Below are 16,728 nucleotides of genomic sequence, written 5' to 3'. Positions count from 1 at the left end.
CCAGCCGCCGCATTAACACTAACATCAGGTTAGTGCGGATAGGTCGGTTGCGTGCCGTGACGGCCTGGGGCGGGGCCTGTTATTAAGGCTTCGTTAGCTATCGAGCGTCTGGCGCGATCGGTATCAAAGCGGATCAAGGCTGAGTTGAAGGAGTTCAGCGCGGTGATAGCCGATCTACGGCGAGACACATCGCTGGCGCCGTTCCTGAAGTCCAGGACGGCAGTGATAGTATGGTCAGTGGCGGAGCCCCGTGTGATATGGGCCTCCGCCGAGGCCAGGCCGCTTGTTGCCGCTCTCACCGATGATCGAACCAGGGCTCTGACCTCCGAAACGGAAAGCCGGCTTGCGCGGCTGGCTCTCCGTATGCCGCCCCATGGCGTGCGCCTTGAACGCTGGCGTATCAATAGCGGTCGTCAGAGTGACATCGTGACGCTGGCTTGCCGTCCCGTCGCCGCTGGCGAAGGTCAAACCTTGCTCGCCACCGTTGTCGTTGGCGCGCTCCCGCGCGGAATAACTGTGCGCGAAATAACGCGCGGTCTCGCCCCATCGGTTGCGGAGCCCGAGGACGATCAGCTTGACCGGCAGGCCGGCGGGCATATGAGCGGCATGGAGAGCGCGGCTGCGGACCTGCCCGCTGGGCCTCCCGACCTTCCGTCATATATACGCGCGCTGGCGAACACACGCCGGAGCCTGCGCTTCGTCTGGGCTTCCGATATCGAGGGCCGTCTCATCAGGGTTTCGCCGGAGCTCGCGACCGTGGTCGGGCCAGATGCGGCCGACATTGTGGGCCGGCGCTGGGATGATCTGATCGGCTCCATCGTTCGCGACCCGCAGGGGGATATCGTGGCGGCCCTGGCGCGTCGCCAGACATGGCCGCGTTGTTCGGTCCTGTGGCAAGTCGGCTCTGGGGAGGCCTTGCTTCCGGTTGAACTGGGCGCGCTCGTGGTGACCGCCGAGGGGGAGCCAATTGTCCAGGGTTACGGCTTGTGCCGTCTGGACGGGCTGCGGGACTTCGCGTTTCAGGACGCCGGTTCCGAGCAGGATAAGGGCCGGGACGCCGAAGGCGATGAGGAAGAGGGCAGGGGCGGCGCGTCACCCCACAGCTTGGCCGAGCCTTCGACCGTCGCCGTGGTGGAGCAAACCGCGATCAATGCACCGCCCGCTCCTGTGCCGGAGCCTTATGGCGAGCCGGTCGGGCAGCCCGTCGCGGTCACTGAGCAGCAGGCGGTCGAGAGTGCGAGCGTGTCGTCTCCGGTCGATGGCGGCGAGGAGCCGTCTGCCGATACGGTTCAAGTATTGGCGCCGCATGCCCCGGCCGACGAGCCGATATACGACGCGCATGAGGCTGGCCAGGCGGAGGTCGCCACGGTCGTCGTGAACGCCGTCGAGGCCGAGATCATCGAGGGCGTCGCGGCGGAGGATGCGCGGTCGGAGAATCTCGACGGCCACGAACTCTCAAATCACGAACTCCCCGACGAGGTGCCTTCCGATCAGGATTTTGTGAAGGAAGAGACTCCCTCCGAGGATGGGGCGGCCCGCGAACAATCGGATAGTATGGCCGCGCACGAGGAGCCGGCCCCTACGGCACCGATCGCGGTGGAGGTTGCTTGCCCCGCGATGCCCGCCCTCTCCGCCGCGCCGGATGAGGCCCCGGCCGCACAGCCGGAAGCCGGCGGCGAGGATGGCGTGTTGCCGGCGGATGTCTCCAACCGGGATGCCGATGGCAAGGCGTCGGACGGCGACGCTGTCCCGCCTCAGGAGGCAGGTGGCGAGACGGTGGCGGAGGCCCGCGTCGAGCCGGTGCGGCCGACCGATCCGCCCGCCAACGATCAGACGGCGTCGGATGGCGCCTCGGCCACGCCCGCGAGCGGCGAAGGCGAGACATCGGGACAATTCGCGGCGGTGCGCGGGCAAGTTCGCGCCACGCTCGGGACGCCCAAGGTGGTTCCGCTGCGCGTGGTGGACACCGCCCGGGACAAGGGTGGCGAGGCTGATGCGCGCCAGCCCCAGCGGCCCTCCCTTTCGACGAACGAGCGCAACGCCTTTCGTGAGATCGCGCGCGCGCTCGGTGCGCGCTATCTCGGCGAGGAAGAGCCCGGTGGCGCGCCGGATGCGGGACCGCCGCCCGGCCCCGGGCCGACGCCCGCGCGCGGCGATGACGAGCAGGCTGCCTCTGGACAACAGGATTCACCGGTACAGCTGGCTCCGGACCCTGCTGTGTCCGAAGCGGCTGACGGCAAGTCCCGGCAATCCGGCGCCGATATGGCCCGCGCGCAGGATCGCAAGAGCGCGCGCGCGATCAACTACGTGGGTGAGCGGCCTTCCTTCGCGCCGCTGACGGACAAGCTGCCTATCGGCATTCTGGTCAGCCGCGGCGATGACATTCTCTATGCCAATCGCACGCTGCTCGACTTTCTCGGCTACGCCGACATCACCGGCCTCGCGGCTGTCGGCCTGTGGAACCTCTTCGCCAGCCGCGCCCAGGTTGGCGATGGTGCGGCGCCCATTGCCCTGAAGGCCGCCAATGGCGACGATCTCGCGGTCGATGCCCGGCTGACCACGCTGGAATGGAACGGCGCGCCGGCGACGCTTCTGTCCTTCCGCCGCTCGGTGGAGCCCGAGATCGCCGACCGCATCCGCGCGCTCGAAGGCGAGCTCGTGCTGCACGAGGGGCAGGCGCAGGAACTGAGCCAGATCCTCGACACAGCCACCGACGGCGTCATCATTCTGGATGATGCCGGCCGGATCTTGTCCCTCAATCGCTCCGCCGAAGCGCTGTTCGGCTATGACGAGGGCGATATTGCCGGCGAGTTCTTCACCTTGCTGCTCGCTCCGGAAAGTCATGTCGTCGCCGTCGATTATCTCGAGGGCCTGAAGGCCGGTGGCGTCGCCAGCGTCATGAACGACGGGCGCGAGGTAGTCGGCCGGGTCCGCCAGGGGGGGCATAGCCCGCTCACCATCACCATGGGACGGGTGAGCGAGCCGCCGAACCGCAAGTTCTGTGTCGTCGCCCGCGACATGACGGCCTTCAAGAAGGCCGAGGCCGATCTGATGCGGGCAAAGAAGGCGGCCGAGGAGGCGAGCGCCCAGAAGTCCGACTTCCTGGCCAAGATCAGCCATGAAATTCGCACGCCGCTGAACGCGATCATCGGCTTTGCCGAGGTCATGCAGGAAGAGCGCTTCGGCCCCATCGGCAACGAGCGCTACAAGGAATATCTCAGCGACATCCACGTCTCCGGCGGGCATGTCATCAGCCTCGTCAATGATCTCCTGGATCTCGCGAAGATCGAGGCGGGCCGGCTCGATCTGAATTTCGCGAGCGTCAATCTGAACGAAGTCGTCGCGGGCTGTGTCGCGCTGATGCAGCCGCAGGCGAGCCGCTCCCGCATCGTGCTGCGCACCTCGCTCGCGCCCAAGCTGCCCCCTGTGGTGGCGGACGAGCGCGCTATGCGCCAGGTTGTGCTCAACATCCTGTCGAACGCGGTGAAGTTTACCGATGCCGGTGGACAGGTGATCGTCTCCACCGCCCTGACGGACCGCGGCGAGATCGCGCTCCGCGTGCGCGACACTGGCATCGGCATGTCGGCGGCGGAGATCGAGCAGGCGCTGGAGCCGTTCCGCCAGCTTGCCACCTCGCGCCGCCACGGCGGCACGGGGCTTGGCCTGCCGCTGACGAAGGCGCTGGTGGAAGCCAACCGCGGCGCGCTGTCGATCACCAGCGCCAAGCGCGAGGGCACGCTGGTCGAGATCGTGCTGCCGCGCACGCGGGTGCTCGCCGAATAGGCGGGGCCTTTGCCCTTGGCCGGGTCGCCCCATTGGTGAACAACTCGTTAACTATCCGCCGTCCCAGCGCTATTAACTCTGTGGCAACTTTACATCGGGCCGTTCGCGCGGCCGCATATTGCGTCATATGCATGCGCTCAAGCGCGAACTGCCACGCTGATGCTGTGTGTATAAACCAAGGTGGGCCCATTCCAGTCGTGGCGTGACAGATTTTCGTCTGACGCGCGTATGTGAGCAATTCCAGATCAAGTAAAACAGAAGTCCGCTTTGGAATTGCGGTCTCATCTCAATAGATGTTCCCTTGTCAAGCGCGGCCTCTCGCCATGTCGAGACGCGGCGTGAATCAATGACGCCGGCATGTGTCCGCGGTCTATTCCTGCGGAATCATGCCCGCGAAGTGCTGCGACGTTGCCGCCGCGTGGTGACGTGACGTTTGCGCGTTGTGTTCCCGAAGGATTGACTGAAAGCCATGCGATGCCGGCGGCGTCGCAGTGATTGATTGCGCGAATTTTCGAGAATAACAGGAGATTTTCAGTGGCAGCCATTGCAAAGACAAAATTGGCGCGGCCCGGCAAGACGAAGCCAGCGCAAGCCGATATCGGTGAAAAGAAAAAGCGTCCCAAATCCCTGCGCTATGCGGCGGCTGTACTCGGCAGCGTGAGCGCGGTGTCTCTGGCTTGTGCGCTGACGGCGACGGCGGCGAAGGCCCAAGTCATCTCGGAAAGTGGTTCTATCGCCGGTGGCGACTATAAGGTCACAGATGAAACAGCAGGTTCAAAGCTCAACAATGCCAAGCTCAGCGGTGATGGAGCGCAGATTAACTACACAGGTCAGCTCACGCTGACCAACACCGGGTCTGCCAATCTCAGCATTGATGGAACCTCGACGCTCAAGACATCCACAATCGACACGTCCAAAATTTCGAACTCGGAGATTGTGGGTACAAATGCCGGAAAATTGAATCTGGACGGGGAAACGTCCCTGACGAAAGCGACGGTCAAGAATTCGACCGTCCAGGATGCGACCATCACTGGAACGGGCAGCGCAACACTCAATCTCGATGGGACATCGTCGCTGAAGTCGGCGATCGTCGAGAGCGCGACCCTGAAGAACGCGGCCATCACCGGTCAGGCGGGCTCAACGCTCGCCCTGGAAGCCTCGTCGAGCTTGAAGAATGCCACGGTCGATGCATCCAGTATTACGCAATCAAGCATTTCATCGTCGACAGTGACAAATGTCGAGGTCACCGACGGCACTGTGTCCAAGGCGGTCGGCTTGAAGCTAGTCGGTAACGCAAACACCTTGAATAACGCCAATCTCAAGGACGCGACAGTCACCAATCTCACGGCGACGAACTCCACCATCACAGACTCGACGGTGACATCCGTTCAGGTTGTCGGCGCGAGTCCGACGGCGAAAATCGGCGTGACAGGTGAGAACATCCTCACCACATCCGACATCGACAATGTCAAGGTCAAAACCACAACCGGTAACGGCCTTGTCGTTTCGCCCAATACGGGATCGAGCACGGCAGGCGCCGGCGCGGTGGCGGTCGGCATCGACACGAATGCCAGCGGTGCGGCGAGCGTCGCGATCGGCCAGTCCGCCACGGCGACGGGGCTGAACACGGTGGCCATCGGCCATTCGGCGAAGGCTGACGCGGAAGGGGCGACAGCTGTGGGTAATGCCTCGGCGTCGCAGCTCAATTCGAGCGCCTTCGGCAACCAAGCCAGCGCGAGCGGCCAGCGCGCGGTCGCCCTGGGCTTTCAGGCAGCCGCCGCAGGTTCGGATGGCACGGCGCTCGGACCGAGCGCGCAGTCGGGTGGCGCGAATGGAACTGCGGTCGGTGCAAGCACCAACGCTTCGGGTGACAACGCGTCAGCCTTTGGCTTTAGCGCGAAGGCCTCGGGTACTTCGTCCCTAGCTCTTGGTCAGTCGGCCGAAGCGGCCGGCGCGGGCGCAGCGGCGATCGGCTCCGGAGCCAAGGCATCCCAAGATGGCGGTGTCGCATTTGGACAGAATGCTTTGTCATCGGCGAAGAATGCGGTTGCTATCGGCAGCTCGGCCTCCGCGTCTGTCGAGGACGGTGTTGCGATCGGCCGGCAGAGCAAAGCCGCTGGTAAAGGCGCCATCGCGCTTGGCGCCGGTGTGAACGCGGCGGCGGAGGGTGCTGTCGGCATCGGCATGAATGCGGGCGGCACGGCTGGCGGCGGCCAGAACAGCGTGGTTATCGGTGCCAATGCCGGCACCACGTCGGCCGAGACCAACGCGGTCATCATCGGTGCGAACACCTCGGGCAAGGCCAACGCGGTCGCCCTGGGTTTCGCGGCGACGGTCAATGCCACGTCCGGTGTGGGTATCGGTGACGGCGCCAATGTCGATGGCGCGGCTACCAAGGGCGTGGCGATCGGCGCGGGAGCAAGCGTGTCTGGGATCAACGCGGTGGCCATCGGCGCGGGATCGACGGCCGGCGAGAACGATACGGTATCGGTGGGCACGATCACCCAGCGGCGCAAGGTCGTCAATGTGGCTGAAGGCACGAATGACTACGATGCGATCAATTTCAAGCAGTTGAAGGTCGAACAGACACGCATCGATACGCTGACGACCGACCTCGGCACCGTGACGAACAACCTCACTACACTTGACGGCAACGCCCTGAAGTATGTCGGTGGCTCCTATTCCGCGGTGCGCGGCGGCGCTAATACACGCATCTCCGGCGTGGCCGACCCGACCGACAACTTCGATGCGACGAACAAGCAGTATGTCGATAATGCCGTGACGACGATCAACACGGATGTCCAGAGCAAGCTTGATGGCGCGCTCACCTATGCCACCGGCAAGGACTACGACGGCACGACGCAAAAACTGTTCGATGCCAGGCGCATGGTCAACGGTCAGCTCACGACGCGCAAGATCATCGGTGTCGCGGAAGGCAAGGTCGCGAAGGACAGCACCGAGGTGGTCGTCGGCAGCCAGCTCTTCACGCTGCAGGAGCAAATCACCAACCAGTCCGTCGATCTGTCGGCAACCCTCAAATACGATGCCACCGCTGGAAACGGCGGCGCTTACTCCGCCTATCGTGATGTCGCTGGTACCAAGACCGCGCAACGCATCACCGGTGTCGCCGACGGCATCAATAACGAGGATGCCGTCAATATGAAGCAGTATAACGTGATAGAAGGCGCGGTCGCCACCTTGGCCGCCGGCGAGACCACGCTTGCGGACCTGAAGCCCGGATCATTCGGCAACGGTATTGGTGCCAAGGGCTACGGTCTGAACTCCACAGTCTACGGCAACAGTGCGGAAGCTCTCGCTGACTATTCCTCCGCCTTTGGCTATGCCGCCAAGGCAACCGCGAAGAACAGCGTGGCACTCGGCGCCAACTCGACGGCGACCGAAGAGAATACGGTATCCGTCGGATCGGAAGGAAATCTCCGTCGCATCACCAACGTCGCGGAAGGCATCAACGAGAATGATGCTGTTACCGTCAAACAGTTGACGGCGGCTCTCGGCGGCGGCGGTACATCGACCGTCGTGGCTGGCCGCACCTCCGGACAGCAGTCGGTGGCCGTGGGTGGCAACTCAGTTGCCGGCGCATCCTACGCGACGGCGGTCGGCGCCAGCGCGCAGGCGATGGGTGAAGGGGCGACAGCCTTCGGCGCAGGGGCCCAGGCGATGGGCTCGGGTGGCACGGCAATCGGCCGCAATGCCTTCGCGGCAGGCCCGAACGACACGGCGCTCGGCAACAACGCCAGGGTCGAGGCCGACAATTCGACGGCGCTTGGCGCCAACTCGCTGGTGACGGCCAACGCGACGAACGCGGTCGCCCTCGGCGCTGGTTCGGTGGCGGACGCCCCGAATACCGTGTCCGTCGGCGCGCCTGGCGCGGAACGCCGCATCACCAATGTGGCTCCTGGTGTTCTGGCGACCGATGCCGTCAACGTCGGCCAGTTGTACAGTGAGACGCGGACCATCCAGAAGGAGGCCCGGCGCGGTATCGCGGCGACGGCCGCCCTGGCTCCGGCGCTGACCCCGTCGGCTCCTGGCAAGACGACGGTCTCCGCCTCCACCGGCTTCTACCGCAGCGAGTTCGGCTTCGGCGTCAGCGTCGCCCATCGCCTCGACACGGCGATGCCTGTCATGATCCACGCCGGTTACGCCAACGGTGGCGGCAAGGAGCATGTCGGCCGCGTGGGTGTTGCGATGGAGTTCTAAGTCGGGACGTCTCGGCTTGGCCGTTTCTGCCGGCTTGGCCGCCTCTCACGGCCATGCCTTCGAGACCCCTTGTTCTGGCGCTACGAAAACAACTTGAGCCGCGGCCGAGAGGCCCGGCTCTTTTTCATCACGGGCCGAGATAATGGGAGCAGGCCCAGGGGACAAAACCTTGGCGGCAGGACCGCAGGGGTGTTGAAAATGATGGGGCGGCCATCCCGGTGGGATGACCGCCCTCTTTTTCTGAAGCGTTGGCCGCTTCCCCTCAGATTTCACCGCTATTGAAAGCAATCAGCGTGCCAGTTCGAAAATGCCGGGCGATCCGGATATTCGCTCGCCGCCGCGTCGGCGGCAGGGTTCTCTGTGCCGCTTCAATGGGCAACTGATGCCCGCTTTTTTTGCGATGCAGCAAGCGCATGCTGCAATTGCACGCGCAGGGTGGGGGAGGCTCTCAGCGTGCGAGCCCCTGGTCCCAATAGGGCGTCGGCGCGTAAAGCTCGCCGAGATAGTCGATGAAGGCGCGCACCTTCTGCTCCAGATGCCTGCGGCTGGGATAGACGGCGTAGACGGCGACGCGGTGCGAGCCGCCGTAGTCGGGCAGGACCGCCTTGAGCTGTCCCGCCTGCAATTCCGGCCCGATATCCCATGTCGAGCGCAGCGCGATGCCGATGCCGGCGAGCACGGCTTCCCGCACGACCTCGCTCGAGTTGGTGCGCAGCGGCGCGGATATGGGCACCGTCACGGGCCCATCCGGCCCGGACAACCGCCAATGATCGGCGTTGTGCACGAGCAGCGTGTGACGGGCGAGGTCGGCGGGGCTCTGCGGCTCGCCGTAGCGGGCGAGATAGGCCGGCGTCGCGCAGAGCACGCGGTTGTTGGGCGCGAGCCGCTTCGCGACGAGGCTTGAGTCGGCGAGATCGGCGATGCGGATGGCGACGTCGAAGCCCTCACCCACCACGTCGACGAAGCTGTCCGAGAGGTCGAGGTCCACGGTCACGGCGGTGTAACGGTCAAGGAAAGCCTTGAGATGGGGGGCGATATGCAGGCGGCCGAAGGAGGTCGGAGCCGATACCCGCAGCACGCCGCGCGCCACGCTGCTGCCCCGCGCCACCCAGGCTTCCGCCTCCTCGATGCTGGCGAGAATGGAGACGACACGCTCGTAGAAGCCCTGGCCCGCCTCGGTCAGGCTGATCTGCCGGGTCGTGCGCTGTAAGAGCCTGACGCCCAGCCTCTCCTCAAGCCTGCGGATGCGCTTTGAGACGACCGCCGCGGAGAACCCGAGCTCGCGGCCCGCCGCCGACATGCCCTTGGCTGCGACGACGCGGGCGAAGATATCGAGATCCCCTAGCTGGTCCATGGGCCTGCGACATTATTTCCAAAAGAGAAATAATGTCGTCTTGATTATGTGCCCTGTCAAAGCCTTTCGAATAGGCTAGAGTCGTTCAATAGTCAGGGGATTGCAGCCCGGTCAGGAGTCAGAATGGCCGGGAAAGCTCGATTCGGGAGGGTTTCATGACGTCGATCGCATTTCCCGTCCCCGATTCCGCGATTTTGGCCCGCCGTGATGCGATCATCGCGGCGCTCGCGGCTCTCGTGCCTGCGCAAAGCCTGATTACCAGCGAGGACGAGCGGCGCGCCTTCGAGACGGACGCGCTCACCGCCTATCGTCGCATGCCGTTGGCGGTGGTGCTGCCCACCTCGACGGCGGAGGTGGCCGCCGTGCTCGCCTTCTGTCACCGCGAGGGCGTGAAGGTGGTGCCACGAGGCGCCGGCACGTCGCTGGCGGGCGGGGCGATTCCGCAGGAGGATGCGATCGTGCTCGGCACCTCCAAACTGAGCCAGGTGCTCGCCGTCGACTATGCCGATCGCACGGCGCGCGTACAGGCGGGCATTACCAATCTCGCTATCAGCCAGGCGGTGTCGCCGGAGGGCTTCTTCTATGCCCCGGACCCGTCGAGCCAGCTCGCCTGCACCATCGCGGGCAATATCGCGATGAATTCGGGCGGCGCCCACTGCCTGAAATATGGCGTCACCACCAACAACCTCATCGGCGTTACCATGGTTCTGCTGGATGGCACCGTGGTGGAGATCGGCGGCGATGCGCTCGACAGTCCGGGTTATGATCTGCTCGGCCTCATCACAGGTTCGGAGGGGCAGCTCGGCGTCTTCACCGAAGCGACGGTGCGTATTCTGCGTCAGGCAGAGGGGGCGCGGCCCGTGCTGTTCGGCTTCGCGTCCAACGAACTCGCCGGCGAATGCGTGGCGGCGCTGATCGGCGCCGGTATCATTCCCGTGGCGCTGGAGTTCATGGACAAGCCTGCGATCACTATCTGCGAGGCCTTCGCGCATGCGGGCTATCCGCTTGATGTCGAGGCCATGCTGATCGTCGAGGTGGAAGGCTCGGACGAGGAGATCGACGACGCCCTCGCACGGATCTGCGCGATCGCCGACCGGTTCTCGCCCATGACCGTCAAGGTCTCGCAATCGGAGGCCGAAAGCGCCGCCATCTGGAAGGGGCGCAAGTCCGCCTTCGGCGCGATGGGGCGGATCGCCGATTATCTCTGCATGGACGGCACCATCCCGACAGGGCAGCTGCCGCTCGTGCTGCGCCGCATCACCGAGATCTGCGAGAGCCACGGGCTCAAGGTCGCCAACATCTTCCACGCGGGCGACGGCAACCTGCATCCGCTCGTTCTCTACGACATCAACAAACCCGGCGAGCTGGAGAAGGCCGAGCAGGCCGGAGCCGAGATTCTCAAGCTCTGCGTGGAAGTGGGCGGGTGCCTCACCGGAGAGCATGGCGTCGGCATCGAGAAGCGCGACCTGATGACCGAGCAATACAATTCCGTCGACCTCGCCCAGCAAATGCGGATACGCGCGGTCTTTGACCCGGCCTGGCTTCTCAACCCGGCCAAGGTCTTTCCGCTGGAGGGGCGCGATCCGCCTCAAGGCTGGGTGGACATAGCCGGCAAGGCGGTCGCTGCGTGATGACGACATATGTTCCGCAGAGTGAGCAGGAGGCTGCCGCCGTCATCGCCGCGGCATCGGGGCAGCGAGTTGCCCTTGGCGTCGCGGGCGCTGGCACGAAGGCCGGCGTCGGCCGCTCGGTCGTCCATCGCGAGAGCCTGTCGTCGCAGGGGCTTTCCGGGATCACGCTTTGCGAGCCGGCGGAGCTCGTGATCGGCGCGCGCGCCGGCACGCCGCTCACCGAGGTGGAACGGACACTGGCCGGCAACGGGCAGGAACTGTCCTTCGAGCCGCCGGATCTCAGGGCGCTGCTGGGCATCGCGGGTGAGCCGACCATCGGCGGGCTCGCCGCCGCCAATCTGTCCGGCCCCCGACGCATCATGGCGGGTGCGTGCCGCGACAGCCTCATCGGTGTGCGCGCCGTCAATGGGCGCGGCGAGATCGTGAAATCCGGCGGCCGTGTCATGAAGAACGTCACCGGCCTTGATCTCGTCAAGCTGCTCGCGGGGAGCTGGGGGACGCTGGCCTTCCTCACCGAGGTCACCTTCAAGGTGCTGCCGCAACCCGAACGTCGCGCGACGTTGGTGCTGCATGGCCTGGACGACAAGCGCGCCATCGCTGCCTTGTCGGCAGCGCTCGGCTCGCCCTTCGAGGTGAGTGGCGCGGCGCATGTGCCTGCGATGGATGGCAGGGGCGCACGCACGCTGTTGCGCACCGAGGGTTTCGCCTTCTCGGTGGACTACCGCCTGAAATCGTTGCGGGCTCTGCTCTCGCCCTTCGGGGATGGAGAGATCCTGGACGATGGCGAGGGCGCCGCGCTCTGGCGGGACGTGCGCGATGTCGCCCATTTCATGCGGGATGGCGATGCGGTGTGGCGCGTCTCGACCGCGCCGTCCCGCGCGGCGGACATCACATCCGCCCTGTCACGGGCGCTCGATTGCCGCTTCACCTATGATTGGGGCGGCGGGCTCATCTGGCTCAGTGTGCCGGTGGACGGTGACGCGGGAGCCTCGGTCATCCGCTCGATCGTGACAACGACAGGCGACCACGCGACGTTGATCCGCGCACCGGCGGAGGTCCGCGCCAATGTGGCGGTGTTCCACCCGATCGCGGCGCCGTTGATGCGGTTGAGCAAGGACATCAAGCACGCCTTCGATCCCGAGGGGGTCTTCGAGCCCGGCCGCATGTACGACGGCGTTTGACAGGCTCGCCAGCCGATACCCAAATAGAGTAGAGACTGCGATGCAGACGAACTTCAGGCCCGAGCAGTTGATCGATCCGCAGATGCGGGAATCTGAATCGATTTTGCGGACCTGCGTCCATTGCGGATTTTGTACGGCGACCTGTCCAACCTATCTTCTGCTTGGCGATGAGCTTGATAGCCCGCGTGGGCGCATCTACCTCGTTAAGGATATGCTTGAATCAGGCAAGCCTGCCACGCCTGAGGTGGTCACGCACATCGACCGCTGCCTCTCGTGCCTGTCTTGCATGACGACGTGCCCGTCGGGCGTCAACTATATGCATCTCGTGGACCATGCCCGCGCGCATATCGAGGAGACATACCAGCGCCCGTGGCACGACCGATTGCTGCGCAGCATTCTGGCGCAGGTGCTGCCCTATCCCGGTCGTTTCCGGATGGCGCTGGCGGCGGCGCGGTTGGGCAAGCCTTTCGCGGGCCTCCTGGGTAAGCTGCCGAAGGTCGGCACGCGTCTCTCTGCCATGCTCGCGTTGGCGCCAAGCCGTCTGCCGCCGCGCGCGGTGGATCCCGGGCCGCGCGTTATACCGGCTGTCGGGGCCCGTCGCGGGCGGGTCGCTTTGCTGAGCGGCTGCGCGCAGCCGGTGCTCAACCCGGACATCAATGCGGCGACCATCCGGTTGCTCACGCGCAACGGGATCGAGGTGGTCCTTGCGGCGGGGGAGGGGTGTTGCGGGGCGCTCGTGCACCACATGGGGCGCGATGAGGCGAGCCATGCTTTCGCCAAGCGCAACATCGACGCCTGGACGCGCGAGATCGACGGGCAGGGGCTCGACGCCATCGTCATCACGGCTTCCGGCTGTGGCACGACGATCAAGGACTATGGCTTCATGTTCCGCGAGGACGCCGCTTACAAGGACAAGGCAGCGCGCGTCGCCGCGCTCGCGAAGGATATCACCGAATATCTCGCCACCCTCGAGCTTGCCCGGGCTAATGCGGGTGAAGGCTATGTCGTCGCTTACCATTCAGCCTGTTCTATGCAGCATGGACAGCAGATCAGGGAAATGCCCAAAACCTTGCTCAAGCGCGCGGGCTTTACAGTAAAGGACGTGCCAGAAGGGCACATCTGCTGTGGATCTGCTGGAACCTACAATCTCCTGCAACCCGAATTATCTGGGCAGCTTCGCAGCCGCAAGACCGCCAATATCGCCCGTACCGGCGCGACAATCGTCGCGACTGGCAACATTGGATGCCTCGAACAGCTCCGCAAGGGTTTCGCAGAACGCAATTCTGATATGATTTTGTTGCATACTGTTGAGCTTCTGGATTGGGCGGATGGTGGCCCAATACCTGCCGCGCTGGGAGCGCGTGAACCGGGCTGATCGCTCCGGCGCAAAGCGAAAAAAACATCGAAATATTACTGAATTACCTGCCGAATCGATCGGCCGGTGATGTATCACTCGCGCCAAATTTCGCCCTTAAATCTGCAAGCTTGACAGCAATCACAATGATGTGATGGCGCTCCCTTTTTGCGCCTGCGAAGGCATCATTTCCCCTTGCAAAAGTTGGTTGCGCGGAAAACTATTACGGAAGGTCTTGTCATTTCGGGAAAAATAGAGCGTTAATGATTTATTAACCATATTCCCAATGAGGCGGGCCATGACCACCACCACGAACACCCTGAGAGAGTTTGTCGCTGCCAATGCCGGGCAACTTGCCAACGTCGACTACGCCAAGATGCGCGGCGTCGCGAAGGCGGTTTATGACGATCCGTCCCTGCTCGATGCCTTCGCGCAGGATCCCGAGGCAACGGCGCGCGCGATCAACGGTTTCGAGGTGCCGGAAGGCTTCCACATCCACATCGCCGACGCGCAGAACAACTTCATCCCGCCGGAAGATGAGGGCATCTTCGGCGCCGAAGGCATCGACACCTGGGGTCGTATCGAGACGCGCGCTGGCTACAAGACGGTCAGCCTGGTCATGTGCGCGGCTCCGGCTGAGCATTGATCACAGTTTGCCCAGCGCCATCGACCGGGGGTATGATAGGCGTCTGTGCGGCGACGTGATTGAAGTAAAGTGCCTGCGTGCAGGCGCCAAAAAATGACTTTGTTGACTGTTGTGGCGCGGACGGAGCAAGCTTAAGTGCTTCCGTTCGCGTCATTTTATTTGTGCGTCATTTTATTTGTGGAAAGGCAGAGCATAGACAGCCCGGGGATATATTGCGCGGGAGTGAACTCTATCCCACATGGCCGTTCTCTTATTTAGCCGCGCCATTCAATCGACGGTCTTATAATTTCCCTGAGATATTCGCTAGCTTGAATATATTAACATCGGGAAGGATTTGGGAAGCTTTCAGCCCGGCTTCGGAGAAGCCGGTTGAGCTTGCAAGATCTGGAAGAGCCGTGTGAAAGGCTCTGATACTCTGATCAATCAATATTCCGACACAAGAGCGGGGAGCTCCATCTCCAACCGCAGCTTTTCCGGACAGACCCAATTATTGGCGTTGTGCTTCTCGTCGGATCACCGAGATGGCAAGTCATTCGGATTGAACGTCGAGGCTGTGTCTCCGCAAGAAGCCTTATAGTTCCTTCGCCAGATACACATTTCCCCAAAGTTGGCCGCGTACGAAAATCGGCGCAGCCATCAAAGTTGTTGGCACGATGCGCCCGTCGCTCATATGGCGCTGGAACAGGGTCGCCGCATAGGGATTGCGGTTGCGAACCGCAACAAGCATCTTGGAGCGTTCCATGATGCGCTTGTTGCGTGAATTGAGATCATTCCACTGATGGTCGCCAGGCCGCTGCGGCAGTGAATACTGCGGATGATGGATCGGAATATAGGAATTGCGGTCGCAGGCCAGCATGAAGAGGCTGGATGGGCATCTGTCCTTCCAGCGTTCGTAGATCGGCGGCAGGACCTCCTCATAAAAAGGCGTCGCCTTGGTCTCGTACTGGATGGGGTCGGTACCCGCGATGCGCTGATAGTCGAAAGTGATCAGATCCGTAAGGGCGACCTCGCCGGAATTGACGCCGTCCTCGAACGTATCGCTGATCTCTTTCGCCACGCCTTGAATAATTGTGATGATGGGCTGATTGACGTGGTGGACGTCCTCGATGGCCGCTTCGATTCGCTTTATCGTCTCCGGGCGCGGGCTTTCGAACCGCACATGCACGCCGTCGTCGCTGAGTGCGACGATGGTGACGTTGATCGCTCCGATCTTTTCCGCCTCCAGCCGCCCGCTCATGCCAACCGCAAAGAGCGTGATGTCCGCGGCCAGCAGGCAGCCACCTTTCGACAGGTCGATGACCTGCACGGGAGCGGAGATTTCATCGAGGGAGAGAACAGCCTCGAGGAGAATCGGCACCCGCTCGTAGCGGCGACGGTTACCGACGACCGTATCGCGAAGCGCCGCCATGGAGCGCTGGGTGAGCCAGTGCAGCGAGCGCTCCATATTGCCGGTCGCGCTGCCGGCGCTGCGGCTGGCGGCCCGCGCCGATTCGGTCATTTCCTGCATGGCCTTGGCGCTGCTGGACACCGAGCCTACGAAGGACAGGCTCTGGGTCGCGCGGTCCGCGACATCGCGCGTGCCGGCAATCTGCGCGGAAACCGCGTCGCGTACCGAGCCAAGGACCGGATCGATACGCCGGATCAGCGTCGCGATGCGATCGACGGCCTCGTGACTTTCACTGGCGAAGTTCTGCAGCATCTCGATCTGCGACGAGATATCACCGGTCGCGTCCTGCACTTCGTTGGCAAGCAGCTTGACCTCCGTCGCGACAACCGCGAAGCCCCGGCCCGCCGGGCCCGCGCGGGCGGCCTCGATGCTTGCGTTGAGGGCGAGAAGGTTGGTTTGTCGGGCGACCGTGCCGATCACGGCGACGACGCTTGCGATGCGCTCGACCGCCGATCCAAGGCGCTCCATCCGGCTCGTCACGTCGCTCGCAAGCGCATGGGCTTCGCGGATGAAATCGTCGGTGCCGGAAATATCGCGTTCGATGGACTGGCTCGCCTGGTCGAGCTTTTCGGTCGTCCGCACCAGGCCCATCGTAAGGTCGTGAGCGGTGGCGGAAAGGGATGAGAGTTCCGAGCTCGCGTCACGGATATGATCGACCAGGGTGACGCTTTCATCGACCTTGGATTGCACCTGCTCGGCGGAATAGCCGATGATGCGCATGGTGAGCAGGGTGTCGTCCTCGAGCTGCCGCAGCATCGCGTCGATGCCAGCCAGCGGCGCAGGCGTCTCCTGCACCACCTGTGCTGCGGGCACAGGGGCTTCCATCTCCGCATCTTGGCGGCGATGTCGAAACAGGCTGACGATCGACACGCGTCCCCACCAGAAAAAACAGCGTCCCTTCTGATGAAGGCCCGCCACTTTACTTTCACTTATGCATGACTAGTAAACGGTTAAAGGGGGGTAGCGCTAGGGTCGGGTTATGTTGATCTGATCGTGAAGATAGAGAGCTGTTGCCCGGCTAGGATGAGCATGGCGCTTCGGGAGGAGCGTGGTCTCCGCGGGCGTTTCTTGGCTCCTCGGAGCCGCGTTGCGCTGACATTGACTAGCCAAACCT

General features: G+C 63.6%; 9 protein-coding genes. 6 read left to right on the top strand and 3 right to left on the bottom strand.

What is annotated here, in order from left to right:
• The first annotated feature begins 252 nt into the window (after positions 1–252).
• Both KIO74_RS32450 and KIO74_RS10155 read left to right on the top strand, forming a co-directional pair.
• Complete coding sequence (locus tag KIO74_RS32450) at positions 253–3,783, top strand: ATP-binding protein (protein ID WP_213331883.1); 3,531 nt, start codon at positions 253–255, stop codon at positions 3,781–3,783.
• Between the two features lie 534 nt (positions 3,784–4,317).
• The gene (locus KIO74_RS10155) at positions 4,318–8,001 is read left to right on the top strand and encodes a YadA family autotransporter adhesin (RefSeq protein ID WP_213331882.1); all 3,684 of its coding nucleotides are present in this window, start codon (positions 4,318–4,320) and stop codon (positions 7,999–8,001) included.
• 448 nt (positions 8,002–8,449) lie between these two features.
• Here KIO74_RS10155 and KIO74_RS10150 read toward each other — a convergent pair whose 3' ends face one another.
• Positions 8,450–9,355 carry a LysR family transcriptional regulator gene (locus KIO74_RS10150; protein WP_213331881.1) on the bottom strand — a complete coding sequence of 302 codons (906 nt, stop codon included), beginning with the start codon at positions 9,353–9,355 and terminating at the stop codon, positions 8,450–8,452.
• A gap of 155 nt (positions 9,356–9,510) precedes the next feature.
• Here KIO74_RS10150 and KIO74_RS10145 point away from each other — a divergent pair, with 155 nt between their 5' ends.
• Genes KIO74_RS10145 through glcF form a run of 3 tightly spaced genes read left to right on the top strand, consistent with a single transcriptional unit; the run spans position 9,511 to position 13,542 of the window.
• Positions 9,511–10,986 (top strand): FAD-linked oxidase C-terminal domain-containing protein, encoded by a 1,476-nt coding sequence (locus KIO74_RS10145; protein WP_213331880.1) that lies wholly within the window; start codon positions 9,511–9,513, stop codon positions 10,984–10,986.
• Entirely contained in the window at positions 10,986–12,167 is a 1,182-nt protein-coding gene (gene glcE / locus KIO74_RS10140; protein WP_213331879.1) for a glycolate oxidase subunit GlcE, read from the top strand. Before KIO74_RS10145 ends, glcE begins: the two co-directional genes overlap by 1 nt.
• 40 nt (positions 12,168–12,207) lie before the next feature.
• Positions 12,208–13,542, top strand: a complete 1,335-nt coding sequence (gene glcF / locus KIO74_RS10135; protein ID WP_213331878.1) for a glycolate oxidase subunit GlcF — start codon at positions 12,208–12,210, stop codon at positions 13,540–13,542.
• A 120-nt stretch (positions 13,543–13,662) separates the two neighbouring features.
• On the opposite strand, the gene KIO74_RS10130 is transcribed toward glcF, so the two are convergent.
• On the bottom strand, positions 13,663–13,821 hold the full coding sequence (locus KIO74_RS10130; protein ID WP_213331877.1) for a hypothetical protein: 159 nt from the start codon (positions 13,819–13,821) through the stop codon (positions 13,663–13,665).
• Between KIO74_RS10130 and KIO74_RS10125 the strand changes: the two genes are divergently transcribed.
• Entirely contained in the window at positions 13,820–14,167 is a 348-nt protein-coding gene (locus KIO74_RS10125; RefSeq protein ID WP_213331876.1) for a hypothetical protein, read from the top strand. The genes KIO74_RS10130 and KIO74_RS10125 overlap by 2 nt on opposite strands.
• 571 nt (positions 14,168–14,738) lie before the next feature.
• Here the strand turns inward: KIO74_RS10125 and KIO74_RS32205 are convergent.
• Complete coding sequence (locus KIO74_RS32205; protein ID WP_213331875.1) at positions 14,739–16,439, bottom strand: methyl-accepting chemotaxis protein; 1,701 nt, start codon at positions 16,437–16,439, stop codon at positions 14,739–14,741.
• Positions 16,440–16,728: the final 289 nt, after the last annotated feature.

Origin of the sequence: Chelatococcus sp. HY11 (assembly GCF_018398335.1) — a bacterium.
In the GTDB taxonomy this organism is placed as follows: Bacteria; Pseudomonadota; Alphaproteobacteria; order Rhizobiales; family Beijerinckiaceae; genus Chelatococcus.
This window is presented reverse-complemented; position numbering and strand designations above follow the sequence as displayed.